We start from the raw sequence: 15692 nt of genomic DNA on the forward strand, positions 1-15692 counted from the left end.
ATTCCACATACTTAATGACAGGAAATAATCAAGATGGCAGCAGAAAAAAAGAAAGACAGTGACAAAAAGGCGGAAAAAAAGACTGTTAAAAAAGTCGCCGCCAGTGCAGCTAAACCAGTAAAAGCAAAAAAAACCAGCAAAGCACTGACAACTACTGATTTGGTAATCAACGTGCCGTTGAATGGTCAGGTTATTAAGACCTTTGAATTGATGCCAGCGAAAAGCCTCGCGACTGGGCCGGGGGATTGGATTTTTACCGAAGAGGGCAGCACTACCGATATACAAAATCTGGAAGTGACGTTTGAGCCAAACCCTTCTGCATTAAACCGTCAGTTTGAGCGTGCAGTGCTGGTTGTGAAAATCAAACAGAACCCTGCTTCCGGTGGCACCTGGCGTTTTGCGCTGGGCGGTGTAGCAACTGACAACCCTGATAGTGACCCTAACAACGATGTAGCCTTGGATATCATCGACAATGGCTACACTATGATCGTCTATGTGCACGCGCTGGAGAATGATGCAGAAAATATTCCATTTGGTTTTGTTGCTTCCTTGACGAACCAAAACACCGGTGTTGTCACGATTTATGAATCACAGGATCCGCGCGTAATTATCACTCGTCCGCGCTAGTTGGTTCTCTCTCCGGTGCATCGCTGTGGTGCACCGTAGGCGCTCATTAATTTTATGAACTCAGTGCTTTCGCAGAGCGAGTTAAACCAGGAAAAATTAAACCAAGTTGGGTGGATTTTTTCCTCCAGTGCTTTTTTGATGTTGACTAGTGCTGAAGTTCGTTCATTTGCTTGTGTGTAAACAATTGCTGCTGTGTATGGTGTGTCAATATTTTCTTTGTCTAGCTTCTGAAGAAGTAACAAGTGTTCAATTGCTTGTGAGTGTTCCCCCAAATGGCTGTGCGCCAATATCTTCGCCTTTAATTCTTCTGGGTTTTCACTTGTCGATGAAATTGAGTTGATAATTTTTCGATATTTTTTAAATGCAGAATCTTTTTGATTGTTATGGTGTAGTGCATCGGCAAAATTTAATAGTATTACCATGTTATTCGGGGCAAGTGAATTTGCTTGCTGTAGTTTTGCCGCAGCTTGTGGAAAATTATTGTCGAGTAGATAAGCTAGCCCGAGATTGCTCAAGTTTGTTGCGTCGATGCGATTTTTAATTGCAGTATTAAAAGATGCAATCGCTTTTTTTGTATCGCCTTCAGATAACGAAATAGCGCCGTGGATTTGGTTTGCTTTGTAAGAGTCAGGTGATTTTTCAAGCGCCAACGCCAAATACTTTCTCGCTTCAGCTAAGTTGCCTGCTTGCCAGTAGGTGATAGCAATGTTCTGATAGTTTGTTGCTGATGGTTTGATTTTCAGTAGCTTTTTGTAAATGGCTATTGCCTTTTTGTAATTGCTTTTTCCCAGCTCTATATAAGCTTCCAGGCTTAAAACAACTCCCAAATTGGACTCCCTGTCTCTTAGTTGTTCAATGATATCCTCTGCTTTTTTCTTGTCGTTTTCCGCATCAGCCAGATAAAAAATATTAATTAAGTGTTGAGTGCTTTCTGCATTTTTTCGTTGGTTGGAAGTCACAATGCGTTTAAATTTTTCGAGATAAATAGGTTCCGATGTTTCATAGTAAAGATCAAGCGCCAAGTCTCGGTATAATGTTTGTGCTTCGATCAATGCGCTAACATTATTAATTGAGTCTATCGCTGACAGTCCTTCAGGCGTTGCTCCATTGAGTAAATAATCCTGATAGGTTGACAGATAAGTTGTGTAATCGCTTGGTGTGAATTGAGTGTGATGAGCAATACTATTTTGCTGATAGATCAATTCGATATTTTTGTATACTAAACTCGCCATCGTGAGATAGTTGTCGGTTAAGACATCAAACGTTTTTGAGTGGGATGTGCGCAAGCGTGAATGATCGGCATTGATACGTGTTAACGCTATTCTGCATATGTCGTCCTTGCAATTGATATCGGTGCTAATTATTTCATCGGCAGCTGTCGCTCGACGGATGTTATCTATATCACCATTGGTGTCAATTATTTCCTCGCGGGGGATGAGATAGTAGCCATCTTCTATCGCTAAGATACCTTGCTGAATAGAATCAAACACAGCTAATTTCACTAATTCCTGCTGCGACTCCTGCATCCCCTCTGCCGTCAACTTGGGTGGAATCACCGCGATATACTTGGGCGGTTTGGGTTGCAATTGCCACACAATCACACCGGTAATCATCAATACGCTCAGTGCTGCGGAACTCACTACAATTTTATTGGCAGCAATATAGTTTTTAATTTTTTTCCAAGGTGAAACCCTGGGTAGTGCAACCGCTGCAAAGCGCGTTTCAAAGGTGGGGTGGTCTTGTGTGCGTGCGCTGCGCGTAATGCTCTTGTTAATGTTGGTGTGCGGCATTGCCAGTGCTTGGGTGTCATCGCTGGCAATATTGTCGTGCACATTCATTGCACTGAGTTTTTTAAACTGCGCTGCTACCCAATGGGTATTATCCGGGCGTTTGTTCGGGTCTTTGGATAACAATTGCCCAAGCAAATCCACAAACTCGGCGGGTAAGTCCGGGTTGTGTTGGTGCGGTGGAGTGGGCGGGTGCGAAATAATGCGCTGCATTATTTGCAGCTTGTTGCCGGTATCGCCAAAGGGGTGTGCGCCGCACAATAATTGGTAGGCCAAAATGCCGAGCGAAAATAAATCGCTTTTAAAACTGATGCTTTCACCCATCGCCTGTTCGGGCGACATGGAGCAATAACTGCCTGCGACATGGTCGGTGAGCGTCGCATTAAAATCCTGGGATTTGGCGATGCCTAAATCGGTAATTTTTGCCTGGCCGCGTTTATTGATCAGAATATTTTCGGCTTTTAAATCGCGGTGAATAATGCCGGCGTCGTGGGCGATGGCCAAGCCTTCCGCAATTTGGGTCAGCCAGTGCAAACGCTGCGATAGCGGTGTTACATGTTCACGCAAATAAGTTTGCAGGTTCTGGCCATCCACTAATTCCATCACTAGCGCCAGTTGGTCGGGCGCCTCGATAAAATCGTAAATCTGCACAATATTCGGGTGGTTTAATTTGGCAAGTAGCAAGGCTTCGCGCTTAAAACGCTCGATGTAATGCGCTTCAAACAATTCAGTGCGCAAACATTTAATCGCTACCTCGCGCTCCAGGCGGGTATCGCGTGCGCGGTATACCAAACCCATGCCGCCACGGCCAATCGCCTCCTGCACTTGGTAGTGCCCGATTTGCAGAGGGATGGTGGTGTGTGGCTTGCTGTCCATAGGGCGATCAGCAATCCTTCAGGATGGAGGTGGCGGTCAGTTGATCGCCTTTGTAGATTTTAAATTTATCGCAGCCAAAGCGAATTTTGCCACCGCGTCGCTCCAGCAGGCACTGCTGGCCCAGTGCATCGGGCAATAGGTCAGCCAATTGTTTGCGCGCACGGAAAATTTGAATATTCATGTGGGTGCTGTCCAGCCCCAGTTCCGCTGCGAGTTGATCAGCATAAACCCAGCCCTGGCTTTTGCTATCCAGCCCACGTGCGGCGTCTTCAGCGCGGTGGCGGGCGAGTTGCAATAGCAGGTAGTGATGGGTACGCACGGCCAGGTCCAGCACTTGTTGCTGGCGCAATTCAAGCTGGGTCGTTTCTTCATCCAGGCTCAAATTAAACACAAATTCAAAATCGTTAATGTGGCGCGCGCTTTTTATTTCGGTAGGACCGTAAATGTTGGCGCGTACAAATTGCCAGTGGCCGGTAGAGAATTGCACCAGGTCGCCATCGTTAAGCGGCAGGGCTTCGCTGTGTTCGGCTATGGCTTCCTGAAACCACTGTTGCGCCTGCTCGTCAAAATAGAGTGCTAATTCGGGAGCGTCGCCATCGGGCAGCAGGTGATAGCGGCTGAGGTAAATCGGTGAGGTTTCGCTCAGCGAGCGATTTAACGGCCACAAGATATCGTTGGGCGCCCGCAGATCCATCACCCGAAAACCGGGGTCGGTTTGCGCGGCGAGCACAATTTCATCGTTAACCGCCAGTTCGCGGGTCTCGCCCTGCGCCATGGCGATGCCATTGATCCAGGTGCCGTTAAGGCCGAGGTTTTTAATGCGCCACTGTTCGCCATTCCATTCAATGGCGGCATGCAATTTGGATACGTAGGGTTTGTCGATATGGGTGTCCACACTGTTGGCGAGTCTGCCAAAGGTGTGATGAGGGGCGAGAGGAAAATAGGCCTCTGCAGCGACATCCAACAAATAAGCCATAGCGGGTCCGGATCAAGTCTTTCTTTGTATTGGTGTAATTGCGTGTAATGGTCAAAAGCGCTCAAGGCTCATAGATTGCCACAAGATGCCGATGTTTTCCCAGTTATCGCCCCTGTGAGTCATGAGAATATCGTTATGATTGCCCTTTTTCAGGCCGTAAGCAGTTACAAAAGTCGGGCGCGCCCAACACGCAAGTTTAATCAGTCCTCGGTGCCGCGCTGGGTGCCGGTGAATAAAAGTTTTATCGCGCTGACTAAAATGATCCTGCGCTCCGCTGCTGCTCGCCTTGGCCTTGAGCAGGCGGCAGTGACTCTGCGCTGCCTGAATCACCAGGGCTATCGCCATTTATTATTAGTTGATGATGTGCGCGATTTATTTGTCGCGGCTTCCGGCGGTGCTGAAGAGTTTATTATTTCTACCCAAGAGGCAAACAGCTCACCTTTTCAAGGCTTTGATGCCGAGGCGGCGCTGAGTTTGCCGGTTAATTTTAATACGCCGGAAAATGCATCTCAGCGCCTGGGCTATTTGGTGGTGCAAATGGCACCCGGTGTTCACCCCAATGATAGCGAGGTCAAACAGGAGTTGGGGTTGGTAATTGAGGAAATTGTGCGGGTTATTAGCCGTTATCAATCCCGCTATCGCTCAATTCACTGGTATGGCGACCAATGTTTTTGGGTCGGCAACAGTACTGTATTGCGCCAATTAGATCAGTGGATAGATCAATTGGCCAAAAGGAAATGTCCGGTGCTTATTCGCGCCGATAAGGGCACGGGTAAAATTATTGCCGCGCGTCGCTTGCACGACATTTCCTGTAGTGAAAACGCGCCGTTTATTGAATCGGATTGCCGCGAGTGGGAAGAGGGTACGGCCACCGCGATTCTGCAATCCCTGCGCAGCTGCGCCACCGGCGGCACTTTGTTTTTGCGCAACCTCGATGCCCTTTCGGTGCGCGATATCCACGCACTGCGACACTTTTGTCTGCAGTGGATGGCTGCTACACGCAGCGGTAACTCCCTCGGTTTGGTATTTAGCTTGAGTCGCGCCAGCATCGACCCGGTTGCCATAGGCTTGGGGTGGATGATGCATTTTGTGCATAGCCTGCAACTGCCCACACTGGTGGAGCGCGAGGATGATTTGCGCGATCTAGTGCAGTTTTTCATCGCCGAATTTGCACTTGCCGGTGAGTTGGTGCTGGATGAGGCTGCCGTGCAATTGGTGGCAAATCACCCGTTTCCCGATCATGTGGAAGGCCTGAAAAATCTCATCAAACAATTGGCACTGCGCAACAACGGCGATTTGGTGAGTGCCGCGGATGTGGGAGCATTGCTGCCTCGCCATTAGTGCGTCGCTTGGGTTTCTTGCCTGACCTGACCGCTCCTGATTATTCCTTTCCCTCACAGTATTCTGCACTCCGGCACAGCGGTGTTTTGTTGTGAGCCTGAGGGTGCAGGGTTATACTGCCCCGTCTCTTATCCCGACTCTTTTATTCTGCCCCTGTTTTTTTCCACTTAGGAATCGGGGTGTCATCGGACTTTGGTTATGCAAAAAGTAGTTATGCACAAAGTAGTTCTGCAAAAAGCCCTGGTTTTATCCCTGTTGACTGTAGTGTTTACCGGAGGGCTTATCGCCTGTGGCCAGAAAGGCCCGCTCTACTTGCCGCAACAACAAAGCAAACCGCAACCTCAAGTTGAGCCGCAGCCTGAGATTGAAACAGCACCTGCCGAAAAACCTGCACCGGTTGTTGCCCCTGAGCCAAATACTGATCCGTCCTAATCCGTCTTACCGCTTTCCAGATCGAGATTTTTTATGCAGCATTTCACTGAACGCAACGGCGAACTCTACGTTGAAGACACTCCACTGAGCGCTGTTGCCGAACGCTTTGGCACCCCCTGTTATGTTTACAGCCGCGCCGCTTTTACCCAGCAATATTTAGCTTACGCGCAAGCATTGGGTTCGCACCCGGGCATGATTTGTTATGCGATTAAAGCGAATTCCAATCTCGCGGTTTTAAATATGCTCGCCAAACTCGGCGCCGGTTTTGACATAGTTTCCGGTGGTGAATTGGAACGTGTATTGCGCGCCGGCGGCCAGCCATCGCGCATTGTATTTTCCGGCGTGGGTAAAAGTGCCGATGAAATCGCGCGCGCGTTGGATGTAGGTATTTTCTGCTTCAATGTTGAATCCGAAGCGGAGCTGGAATTGCTGGCGCAAATCGCCGCCGAGAAGGGCAAAATCGCCAACGTTTCGCTGCGTGTAAACCCGGATGTGGATGCCAATACCCACCCGTATATTTCCACCGGGTTGAAAGAAAATAAATTCGGTATCGCCATTGAGCGCGCACCCGCGGTTTATGCACGCGCGGCACAGTTGCCCAGTTTGGCGATTAAAGGTTTGGATTGTCACATAGGTTCCCAGCTCACCCAGCTCACACCGTTTTTGGATGCGCTCGATCGTTTATTATTGTTGGTCGATGAGCTTGCTGCCAGCGGCATTACTATTTCGCATTTGGATTTAGGTGGCGGTTTGGGTGTGACCTATCGCAATGAAACCCCACCACCGGTGGCGGATTACATGGCGGCGATCAAAACCAAATTGGGCGATCGTAAATTGTCCTTAATGTTTGAACCCGGCCGTTCCATTTCTGCCAACTCCGGTGTGCTCTTGACCAAGGTGATGTTTTTAAAACCCACCGAGCACAAAAATTTCGCGGTGATTGACGCAGCGATGAACGACAATATTCGTCCGTCCTTGTATCAGGCATGGCAAGACATTCGTCCGGTGAAGAGTCGTCCGGTAAAACCGCGTGTGGGCGACGCGAAAAAATGGGATTTGGTGGGCCCAATTTGTGAGACGGGTGATTTCCTCGGTAAAGATCGCGAGCTGGCAATTGAAGCAGGTGATTTACTGGCGGTAATGTCTACTGGCGCCTATGGTTTCAGCATGAGCTCTAATTACAACACTCGCGGTCGCGCAGCAGAGGTGGTAGTGGATGGCGATCAAATCCATTTGGCGCGTGCGCGCGAAACCTTTGAAGATATGATTCGCGGCGAAGCCCTTTTGCCTGAGTAAGTGTTGCCAGAATAAGCGGGAAAAAATATGCGGTTACGTTTTAGCAAAATGCACGGTTTGGGCAACGACTTCGTAGTGATCGATGGCGTGGGTCAAAGTGTGCGTTTAACACCGGAAAAAATTCGCTACATTGCCGACCGCAATTTTGGTGTGGGCTGTGATCAAATTTTATTAGTAGAAACACCCGAGAATCCCGATGTGGATTTCCGCTATCGCATTTTTAATTGCGACGGCAGCGAAGTGGAAAACTGCGGCAATGGCGCGCGCTGTTTTGCGGTGTTTGTACGTGAGCGCAAACTCACCGGCAAAAGTGTGATTAAAGTAGAAACTGCTGGTGGCCTGATTGAACTGCGTGTGCAGCAGGATGAACAAGTTAGTGTGGATATGGGCGCGCCGCGTTTGCAGCCTGCGCAAATCCCGTTTGTCGCCGAGGCGCAAGCGGTGACCTATCCGTTTGAAGTTGCCGGTAAAACCTACGACATTTCCGCCGTCTCCATGGGCAATCCGCATGGCGTGCTGTTGGTGGACGATGTAAAAACTGCTCCGGTGGCGGAGCTTGGCCCGCTGATCGAAAACCACGCGCGTTTTCCGGCGCGCGTTAATGCTGGTTTTATGCAAATTGTGTCGCGCAATGAAATTAATTTGCGTGTGTTTGAGCGCGGTGTAGGGGAAACTCTTGCCTGCGGCACTGGTGCCTGTGGCGCGGTAGTCGCAGGGCGTTTGCGCGGCTTGCTGGATCAACAGGTAAAGGTAAATTTGCCCGGTGGCAGTTTGCAGATTGATTGGCCGGGCGAAGGTCAGCCGGTAATTATGACGGGGCCAGCGGTTACCGTTTTCCATGGGCAGATAAAAATCTAATAACCTAGAACTAAAGGCTATGACCGAACATAAACCGACACTTGCCGATCCTCTCGAGCCGGAACAAATCGAAGCTTGGTTGCGCGAGCATCCGGAATTTTTTGAAAACCATCCGGATTTATTAGCCGAATTGAGCTTGCCGCACGAATCTGGCTCGGCAATTTCGCTGGTGGAACGGCAGGTAGCGATTCTGCGTGAGCGCAATATCGATATGCGTCATCGCTTGAGCAAACTGCTCGACAATGCGCGCGACAACGACAAATTATTCGATAAAACCAAACGCCTCGTGCTCACCCTGTTAGAAGGGCAAGACATGGGCGATATTATCGATGCGCTGCACTACAGTTTTGATAAAGATTTCTCGATTCATTTCACCAGCGTTATTTTGTTTGGCAACCTGGAAAAAGTGCCCAGCAGTCAGGCCCGTGTCGTGAGCATTGCTGAAGCCCGTGAGCATTTGGGCGCACTGTTAAAAAATAGCCGCGCGGTGTGCGGTACGCTGGGCAGCAAAGAATTGGAGTTTGTATTTGGCAATCACGCCAGTGAAATTGGCTCGGTGGCGGTAGTGCCGCTGATGCACGGCAGCGCCTTTGGCCTGCTTGCCATTGGCAACCGCGATCCAAACTATTATCGCTCTAGTATGGGCACCTTATTTTTAGGTTATATTGCAGAAGTTCTGAACCGTTTATTACCTAAATATTTGCCACGCTGATACCCCCGCGCAGCTGGCGTGCCGGAACTACTATGACTGATCAACTGCATGACTGAGCAACGGCCACCTGACCATAAGCTTTCCTCTCCTACCAGTGCTGAAAATCCTGTTGCGGTGCCCGCATTGCCTTTTGCGCATGAATTGGCTGCGTTTCTCACCTACATGCGCAGTGAAAAACAATTCTCTCCGCTCACCCAACAAAACTATCAGCGCGACTTGGAAAAATTCCGCAACTATTGTGCGCAAAAAAATCTCACGGATTTAAATCTGGTAGCGATGAGCCATGTGCGCAACGCGGTTGCGCATTTGCATCGTGAAGGCTTGGGCGGGAAAAGTTTACAGCGCTGGCTGTCATCGCTACGCAGTTTTTTTCAATTTTGTATTCGTCGCGGGTGGATGAAAAATAATGTTGCCGATGGCATCAGTGCACCCAAATCCCCCAAGCTGTTACCCAAAACCATGGACGTGGATCAAACTGCACAATTTGTGGCGGTGGAAGGCGATGACTTTATTAATAAACGCGATCGCGCGCTGCTCGAATTAATTTATTCATCCGGTTTGCGTTTGGCAGAAGTGACCAGTCTGAATCTGAACGATATCGACTGGGGCGAAGCCATGCTCACCGTCACCGGTAAAGGCCGCAAAACCCGCGTGCTACCCGTCGGCGCCATGGCAATCACCGCACTAAAAGAGTGGCTCGTCGCGCGCCGACAATACACCCAAGACAACGAGCCCGCCCTCTTCACCACCCAGCGCGGCGGCCGCATCAGCCATCGCGCGGTGCAAATGCGCATGCAACAATTAAGCATCACCCAGGGTATGGATAACCCGATTCACCCACATATGCTGCGTCACTCTTTCGCCAGCCATATGCTCGAGTCCAGCGGTGATTTACGTCTAGTGCAGGAATTGCTCGGCCACGCCAATATCTCTACTACCCAAATCTACACCCACCTCGACTTCCAACACCTCGCCAAGGTTTACGACAAAGCGCATCCGCGTGCGGGGCGTAAAACTGATCCAGATGCGGAATAATTTTCCACGCTACTCATTCACAACAAGCTTTGCACTTTCAATAACGGATAAGCGCGTTGCACTGCGCTTACGCTTTGCTGCAATAGTTGGTCGGCTTTAATTGGCCCGAGATATTCACACAAACCCACGTAAGTGAGATTAATCACCTGCTGCATTAAAGGGATAGTAGGGGTGGTGCCGGTGAGTGGTTCGATTTGATTGAGCCAGCTTTGTAATGCGCGGCGGTCGTTGGGTGGCAGCGGGATTTTTTCTATATTTTCCAATACGTACAAACGCACCCGTGTTGCGTTGTCGCCTTTAGCGCTGTTGATTAGTTGCTCTACTAATGCCATAAACATTTGTAGTTCAGGTGAGCTGTGGTTTTTGTTGGCCGCATTTTTGGTTGCTGTCGCAATGGGCGCGTTATGCTGTTCCTGTCGATTGTCTTGCAATGATGAAAAAGCGGTGACTAATGCTTGCAGCATTCGCGAGCGCATATGCGCGAGTTCAATATCGCTACAGAGTTCGCGCAGATAATGTTGCAGTGCAAAGGTAGGTTTGTGGGCATATTTTTCATCCCACAATACCAACGCTTGCGCGAGCGTTTGGCCGTGAATAAAGGGCATTAATGCCACTTCAACGGCTTTGCGTTTTTGTTCGGGTGTCACATGAGCCTCGGTTTTATAGAGAGCGATTAGCGAGTGGTTTTTAGTGCGCAGTTAGCGCTGGGCGTTTAACGCCTCTTGATTCAGTGCGCGGGTATCCTGAAATTCCGGGTAGCCAATTTCGGCGTGCTCGGTGAAATCCAGCCCGCGTTGTTCATGCAAACTGCTGGCGCGCATGCCCACCAATTTGTCAATTAAAAGATATGCGCAATAAGCAATTCCAAAGCCCCACACCAAGGCGACGCCAATACCAATAAGTTGTACGGTAATGCGGCTCATATCAAACATGTCGCCCGCATAAAAAATTCCCGCTGCCAATGTGCCCCAAGCGCCGCAAAAACCATGTACGCTCACTGCATCCACTACGTCGTCGATTTTGCAACTGGTTAATAATTTCGGGCCGAGGAAACTAATAACACCGGCGATCACTCCGGTGAGCATGGCAAACAGCGGCTCCATGGTGGCGCAACCCGCGGTGATACCAACCAGACCGCCGAGGCTGCCATTGACCGTGCCGGTTAATAAAATCGCCTGCTTACATAATTTGCTGATGAGCATATAACCCAGCGCGCCGCTGCAGGCCGCCAAGTGAGTATTCAGTGCGATTTTGCCGATGCTGCTATTGGCCGCCACCGTGGAGCCGGCGTTAAAACCAAACCAACCGAACCAGAGAATAAATCCGCCCAGTGCGACCATGGTTAAGTTGTGGCCGGGAATACGTCGCGCTTCCCCGCTGTGACTAAAACGGCCGAGGCGCGGCCCTAAAATTATCACGGCGGCCAAGGCAATCCAGCCGCCCATGGAATGCACAACCGTTGAGCCTGCAAAGTCGATAAACCCCATCGCTTTGAGCCAGCCATCGCCTTCGTAATTACTGCCCCATGCCCAGCTGCCAAATACGGGGTAGATGAACCCGGCAATCACGCAGGCGCCAATTAAATACGCATAAAAATGCACGCGCTCTGCCATGGCGCCGCTGGCGATTGTTGTTGTGGTAGCGGCAAACATCATTTGAAAAAATAAAAAGGTCCAATCCCAATCACTTAAATCTGCCGGTAAAAAATGACTACTGCCAAACCAGCCGGTAGTATTAATACCAAACATCAATCCGTAACCCAGTGCCCAAAAAATTAAACTGCACACGCACACATCCATGTAATTTTTCATAATGACATTCACCGCATTTTTCGCGCGCGACATGCCACTTTCCACCAGCGCAAAACCGGCCTGCATAAAAAACACAAGAACACCTGCGAGCACCACCCAACTGCTGTTAAGTGAGCTGCTTAAATCGGCGATGGAAGTTTCGCTGGCATGACTGCCGGCACTGAGCGAGGAGAGAAAGAAAGCAAGTGCAAGATAAACGAATCGCATAAGCACCACCTTTGATATGAATGAAGGTAGTTTTGCAACTCATGTGCCATTTAGGGTGGCCGCCCAACGGCGTGCTTTAGTTGAGACGTAGCAATGAAATTTGATAGTCCACTGCACTTTTGTTGTGCTTTTTATTTTGTATGGTGCATCGCATTGCACTGAAATGATCAGTGCGATACGGTCGCTGTTGGTTGGCAGGTTTTGCCTATCAAATAACGATTGCGTTCCAACAACTCGGTGAGGTTGTCAGTTTGCAGGGCACCATCAATTAATATTTCTTCGGTGCTGTTTTCCTGGCTGCGCAGAATGCCGATTTGGGTAAACATCAGGGCGTCTTTTACTGGCAGGGTTTGGAAATTATTTTTGCCCATGTGTTTGCCGTTGACCCAGACTTCGGTTGAACCCAGTTTTGGGTTTGTTGACCAGTGAATATGCAAGGCGACGCGGTGCCATTGGCCGGGTGCGGCGCCCTTGGGCAATTTCCACAGCACATTTTTTGCGGCAGTTTCCTGAAAACTCAATTCGCTGCCGTGAATGTTGAAGCGAAACATTTGTTGCCAGCTTTTGTCGGATTCCCAATAACCCAATTCGTGTTTGTGTTTGCTCAATTCTTTCGGCAAATAAAAACTAAACGCAAAAAAAGCATCGCTCCCTTCCTGTGTCCCGCCTTCATTGTTTTCACCTACCGTATAGCGATGGTGAAATTCACTGCGGTTCAAATCTTTATTGCCGTGCCACAAAAATGATTCATCACCGGTGAGTGTGATTTTTCCGGCGTACTTGCCGTCAAATACGCAGTCTGAAATCACCGAATGTCCTGCGGGATTAATCGGTGTGCTCCACTGGCTTATATCGCCGGTTTCAAAATCACCCTGCCAGAGAATACTGGCGCTGGCATTGAGTGTGTAAAAACATAAGGCTAGGGTTGCTGCTTGGAGTGCTTGTTTCATGGGCGTTATTTTCTTTGGCTGTAGGGTTGTTGCGATAATTAAGTCTTACATGTAGCTTGCCTGCTCTGCTTTTTATCGCTAGTGGATAGCAGTCGCCAAATGCGAATGCTTTCCGCAGCTAGGCTTACAGAAGGGCAGAGTTCTCTGTGATGTATTTTTTCATTTCTTCGCGGTTGATCCTAAACTCAACTTCACATTGCAAGGTTTCTTGGTCATCACTTTTGTTCACAAAAACCACATCATGTCTTGTTAAGTAGAAGTAACCTGATTCGGTTGGGCACCCCTCCTCTATTTGCTTTATTTTTAATGCTTTGGTCAGGCCGCTATTAAGCTTTTTATTTAACTCTACACTCATGCTGCGTTCAATTTCATTATTGATTTCAATTTCTTCGCCAGTTTTCAAGTTGTATGTTATTGCGCCGGTTCTACCTTTAGTATACGGCATTCCAGGGCAGTACCAAGAGTCTGAAAACTTGAGGCTGAAAATTTTGCCATTTGTCAGAGTAACTTCTGCATGAAATTGTTTATCCCCATTTTGATCATCGCATTGAAACTCTGTGGTCATTTGTAAAATGGAAGCATTGATTTTCTTAATTGTTGGGCTGTTGTTTAATATTACTGGGTATTCGATATTTGTTTTCCAGTGTCCCATGGGAGAAGCGTCATCTTCTCTAGTGAAGAATATAGTTTTTGTTTCGTATGTTTCCTCTTTCAATATAGGCTCGGCGTTTGGTTTGCATGAGCACAATAGGGGAATTAAGAAAGCAAGGATTCGAAGTGTTATTTTTGCGTCATGCATATTTTTTGTATTCGGGGAGGAACTAGTTGCTATCAAATGCCCAAAATTTTGGGCATTTGATGATTGCTGGTGAGGTTAGTTTTATTCTTCTAAAGGACGATCCAGTTCTTTTTTTAATTCAAGTGCCTTTTTTTTGCTTTCTTCCAATCGTTGATAAATGTTTGGCCCAAAAAGAGGGATTAATAATTTATCTTTATGTAATGCCAGGGTTTCATTGTTGGTGGTGTTCAGCCAGTCTTTTTCGACGGCATTTTTAATAGGGTTATTCGAAATGAAATTTACCCGTAAGCTATCTTCTATTGGTTGTGTTGTTTTGTCTGCAACCTCAAAAAACTCATGGGAGGAAATATTTTGATTGGGGCTGTAGGTAAATGTCAGCTCTAAATACGCATCGGAAGTGAGTGGCATGACAAAGCCAATTATTATTTGATTTAAGGGGGCTGATACACTGTATCCTATCCATTTTTGATCATTATAGGTGTAGTCACGATAATGTGATCGCAATTGATCGCCAACTAATGAGCCAATTCCAAAGTGATATGCATTTTCTTCGCCGTAATTTTTTTTGGCTTCAATGTTTAATGGATTATATCTCTGATGTAAATGATCATAAATCATTGTTATAAAGTCCATGCGATCTGCAAGATTAAACTTTTTATCATGAAGTAGCTTTTGTTTGTTGTCTGGGGCCCTCTGAACCGATATGTCCATCATCACAGTACCAATTTCTTTTCCAAAAAAAACTGGTTTTTTAATGTCCCACCAGCGGCGGATAATGTTTCCGTATTCGGGGTCGGTAAATTTCTCCAAGTCCTGAATGTCCAGTTTTTCTACCATGTTTTCCGCAGGCATATCTTTGCTAAAGTTTTCAGGCATTGCAAAATGGAAAATATTGCCTGATAAATCTACCTGCCGTGTATACATTGTTGGTGCGGCGTTAGCGGTTAATCCTAATAATTGACTCAGTCCGAGCATCATAGAAATCATCATCAATTGAAAGGTTTTAGTTGTTGGCATAATGAATTTCGTTAGTTGCTATCGCATGCCGAAATTGTTTAGGCATGTGATAGCAACTGAAAGGTTGGGTTTATTCTTCTAAAGGTTTATTCATTTCTTTTTGCCATTCCAGCGCACTTCGCTTTCCTTCCTCAATTTCTTGATGAATGTTAGCGCCAAACAAAGGTACTAAAATAGCGTTGTAGTTTTCATTCATGACTTCATCGTTGGTTTTATTGAGCCATGCTTTCTCCACCAGATTCTTTATTTCATTTTCTGGTAGATAATCAACTTTAAAACTATTTTCTATAGGTTGAGTTGTTTGATGGGCGATATTTTGAAACTCTCGAGGGAGTACGTTTTGGTTGGGGCTATAAGTAAATATAACTTCCAAATAGCTGTTCTTGTTAATAGGTAAGGCACGTCCAGCAATTAACTGGTTCAGTGGCGCTGCTACTGAGTATCCAAGCCATTTTTGATTGCCATAAATATGGTCTCGATAGTTTGAAAGTATTTTTTCTCCTAGTAAGGAACAGCAACTGAAATAGTATGCATATGTTCCCGGCAGCTCTGGTTCGATTTCACGGTTTAGTTGGTCGAATCGATTGTGGAGTTGCTCGTTGATCATCATCATGAAGTCAAGGCGATTGGTAATATTAAATGTTTTTTCACTAAGGACTTTTTTCTTATTTTTGGGGATTCTTTGAATGGATATATCCATCATTACAGTCCCAAGTTCTTTGCCAAAAAAACCTGGTTTTTTAATGTCCCACCAGCGTCGGATAATGTTGCCGTATTCCGGATTGTCGAATTTTTGCAGATCTTCAATGTTAAGGATTTCAATCATGTTTGCAGCAGGCATGTCTTTGCTGAAATTTTCGGGCATGGAGAAATGAAAAATGTTACCCGACAGGCTCACTTGGCGTGGGTATATTTTTGGTTCGGCGTTAGCTGTTAATCCTAATAATTGGCTCAGTCCAATCGTCATA

The 15692-nt window shown here is 47.4% G+C and carries 15 protein-coding genes; 7 read left to right on the forward strand and 8 right to left on the reverse strand.

Features of this window, described 5'->3' with window-relative positions; genetic code table 11:
* Positions 1 to 33 precede the first annotated feature (33 nt).
* The gene (locus NNX04_RS16525) at positions 34 to 627 is read left to right on the forward strand and encodes a DP-EP family protein (protein WP_007638293.1); all 594 of its coding nucleotides are present in this window, start codon (positions 34 to 36) and stop codon (positions 625 to 627) included.
* Here NNX04_RS16525 and NNX04_RS16530 read toward each other — a convergent pair.
* Positions 624 to 3290 carry a serine/threonine-protein kinase gene (locus NNX04_RS16530; protein ID WP_261946495.1) on the reverse strand — a complete coding sequence of 889 codons (2667 nt, stop codon included), beginning with the start codon at positions 3288 to 3290 and terminating at the stop codon, positions 624 to 626. The genes NNX04_RS16525 and NNX04_RS16530 overlap by 4 nt on opposite strands.
* A gap of 7 nt (positions 3291 to 3297) precedes the next feature.
* Positions 3298 to 4266 carry an FHA domain-containing protein gene (locus NNX04_RS16535; RefSeq protein WP_261946496.1) on the reverse strand — a complete coding sequence of 323 codons (969 nt, stop codon included), beginning with the start codon at positions 4264 to 4266 and terminating at the stop codon, positions 3298 to 3300.
* A gap of 135 nt (positions 4267 to 4401) precedes the next feature.
* Between NNX04_RS16535 and NNX04_RS16540 the strand changes: the two genes are divergently transcribed.
* From NNX04_RS16540 to xerC, 6 genes are all read left to right on the forward strand, one after another.
* A complete protein-coding gene (locus NNX04_RS16540; RefSeq protein ID WP_261946497.1) occupies positions 4402 to 5607 on the forward strand; it encodes a sigma 54-interacting transcriptional regulator in 1206 nt (401 codons plus the stop codon).
* A 198-nt stretch (positions 5608 to 5805) separates the two neighbouring features.
* A complete protein-coding gene (lptM, locus tag NNX04_RS16545) occupies positions 5806 to 6039 on the forward strand; it encodes an LPS translocon maturation chaperone LptM (protein WP_261946498.1) in 234 nt (77 codons plus the stop codon).
* Between the two features lie 33 nt (positions 6040 to 6072).
* Positions 6073 to 7335, forward strand: coding sequence for a diaminopimelate decarboxylase (gene lysA / locus NNX04_RS16550; RefSeq protein ID WP_151055794.1), 1263 nt, complete (start codon positions 6073 to 6075; stop codon positions 7333 to 7335).
* Positions 7336 to 7362: 27 nt separating this feature from the next.
* Positions 7363 to 8193: a diaminopimelate epimerase gene (gene dapF / locus NNX04_RS16555; protein ID WP_261946499.1), complete on the forward strand. Its 831-nt coding sequence runs from the start codon at positions 7363 to 7365 to the stop codon at positions 8191 to 8193.
* Positions 8194 to 8212: 19 nt separating this feature from the next.
* Positions 8213 to 8905 carry a DUF484 family protein gene (locus NNX04_RS16560; RefSeq protein WP_007638285.1) on the forward strand — a complete coding sequence of 231 codons (693 nt, stop codon included), beginning with the start codon at positions 8213 to 8215 and terminating at the stop codon, positions 8903 to 8905.
* Between the two features lie 48 nt (positions 8906 to 8953).
* A complete protein-coding gene (gene xerC / locus NNX04_RS16565; protein ID WP_261946500.1) occupies positions 8954 to 9940 on the forward strand; it encodes a tyrosine recombinase XerC in 987 nt (328 codons plus the stop codon).
* A gap of 17 nt (positions 9941 to 9957) precedes the next feature.
* Here the strand turns inward: xerC and NNX04_RS16570 are convergent, their stop codons facing one another.
* The 6 genes from NNX04_RS16570 to NNX04_RS16595 all read right to left on the reverse strand — a co-directional run bounded on the left by NNX04_RS16570 (position 9958) and on the right by NNX04_RS16595 (position 15691).
* Complete coding sequence (locus tag NNX04_RS16570) at positions 9958 to 10587, reverse strand: hypothetical protein (RefSeq protein WP_261946501.1); 630 nt, start codon at positions 10585 to 10587, stop codon at positions 9958 to 9960.
* A gap of 51 nt (positions 10588 to 10638) precedes the next feature.
* Positions 10639 to 11958 (reverse strand): ammonium transporter, encoded by a 1320-nt coding sequence (locus NNX04_RS16575; RefSeq protein WP_261946502.1) that lies wholly within the window; start codon positions 11956 to 11958, stop codon positions 10639 to 10641.
* A 167-nt stretch (positions 11959 to 12125) separates the two neighbouring features.
* The gene (locus NNX04_RS16580) at positions 12126 to 12908 is read right to left on the reverse strand and encodes a polysaccharide lyase (RefSeq protein WP_261946503.1); all 783 of its coding nucleotides are present in this window, start codon (positions 12906 to 12908) and stop codon (positions 12126 to 12128) included.
* Positions 12909 to 13032: 124 nt separating this feature from the next.
* Positions 13033 to 13623, reverse strand: coding sequence for a hypothetical protein (locus tag NNX04_RS16585; protein ID WP_261946504.1), 591 nt, complete (start codon positions 13621 to 13623; stop codon positions 13033 to 13035).
* Between the two features lie 165 nt (positions 13624 to 13788).
* The gene (locus NNX04_RS16590) at positions 13789 to 14724 is read right to left on the reverse strand and encodes a hypothetical protein (RefSeq protein ID WP_261946505.1); all 936 of its coding nucleotides are present in this window, start codon (positions 14722 to 14724) and stop codon (positions 13789 to 13791) included.
* A 70-nt stretch (positions 14725 to 14794) separates the two neighbouring features.
* The gene (locus tag NNX04_RS16595) at positions 14795 to 15691 is read right to left on the reverse strand and encodes a hypothetical protein (RefSeq protein WP_261946506.1); all 897 of its coding nucleotides are present in this window, start codon (positions 15689 to 15691) and stop codon (positions 14795 to 14797) included.
* Position 15692: the final 1 nt, after the last annotated feature.

It is taken from the genome of Cellvibrio sp. QJXJ, assembly GCF_024452345.1.
Lineage (GTDB): Bacteria > Pseudomonadota > Gammaproteobacteria > Pseudomonadales > Cellvibrionaceae > Cellvibrio.

Bases quoted from the DNA above. Each gene is read 5' to 3' on its own strand.
- NNX04_RS16525 (WP_007638293.1), top strand. From the start codon at position 34: ATGGCAGCAGAAAAAAAGAAAGACAGTGACAAAAAGGCGGAAAAAAAG.
- NNX04_RS16530 (WP_261946495.1), bottom strand. From the start codon at position 3,290: ATGGACAGCAAGCCACACACCACCATCCCTCTGCAAATCGGGCACTAC.
- NNX04_RS16535 (WP_261946496.1), bottom strand. From the start codon at position 4,266: ATGGCTTATTTGTTGGATGTCGCTGCAGAGGCCTATTTTCCTCTCGCC.
- NNX04_RS16540 (WP_261946497.1), top strand. From the start codon at position 4,402: ATGATTGCCCTTTTTCAGGCCGTAAGCAGTTACAAAAGTCGGGCGCGC.
- lptM (WP_261946498.1), top strand. From the start codon at position 5,806: ATGCAAAAAGTAGTTATGCACAAAGTAGTTCTGCAAAAAGCCCTGGTT.
- lysA (WP_151055794.1), top strand. From the start codon at position 6,073: ATGCAGCATTTCACTGAACGCAACGGCGAACTCTACGTTGAAGACACT.
- dapF (WP_261946499.1), top strand. From the start codon at position 7,363: ATGCGGTTACGTTTTAGCAAAATGCACGGTTTGGGCAACGACTTCGTA.
- NNX04_RS16560 (WP_007638285.1), top strand. From the start codon at position 8,213: ATGACCGAACATAAACCGACACTTGCCGATCCTCTCGAGCCGGAACAA.
- xerC (WP_261946500.1), top strand. From the start codon at position 8,954: ATGACTGAGCAACGGCCACCTGACCATAAGCTTTCCTCTCCTACCAGT.
- NNX04_RS16575 (WP_261946502.1), bottom strand. From the start codon at position 11,958: ATGCGATTCGTTTATCTTGCACTTGCTTTCTTTCTCTCCTCGCTCAGT.
- NNX04_RS16580 (WP_261946503.1), bottom strand. From the start codon at position 12,908: ATGAAACAAGCACTCCAAGCAGCAACCCTAGCCTTATGTTTTTACACA.
- NNX04_RS16590 (WP_261946505.1), bottom strand. From the start codon at position 14,724: ATGCCAACAACTAAAACCTTTCAATTGATGATGATTTCTATGATGCTC.
- NNX04_RS16595 (WP_261946506.1), bottom strand. From the start codon at position 15,691: ATGACGATTGGACTGAGCCAATTATTAGGATTAACAGCTAACGCCGAA.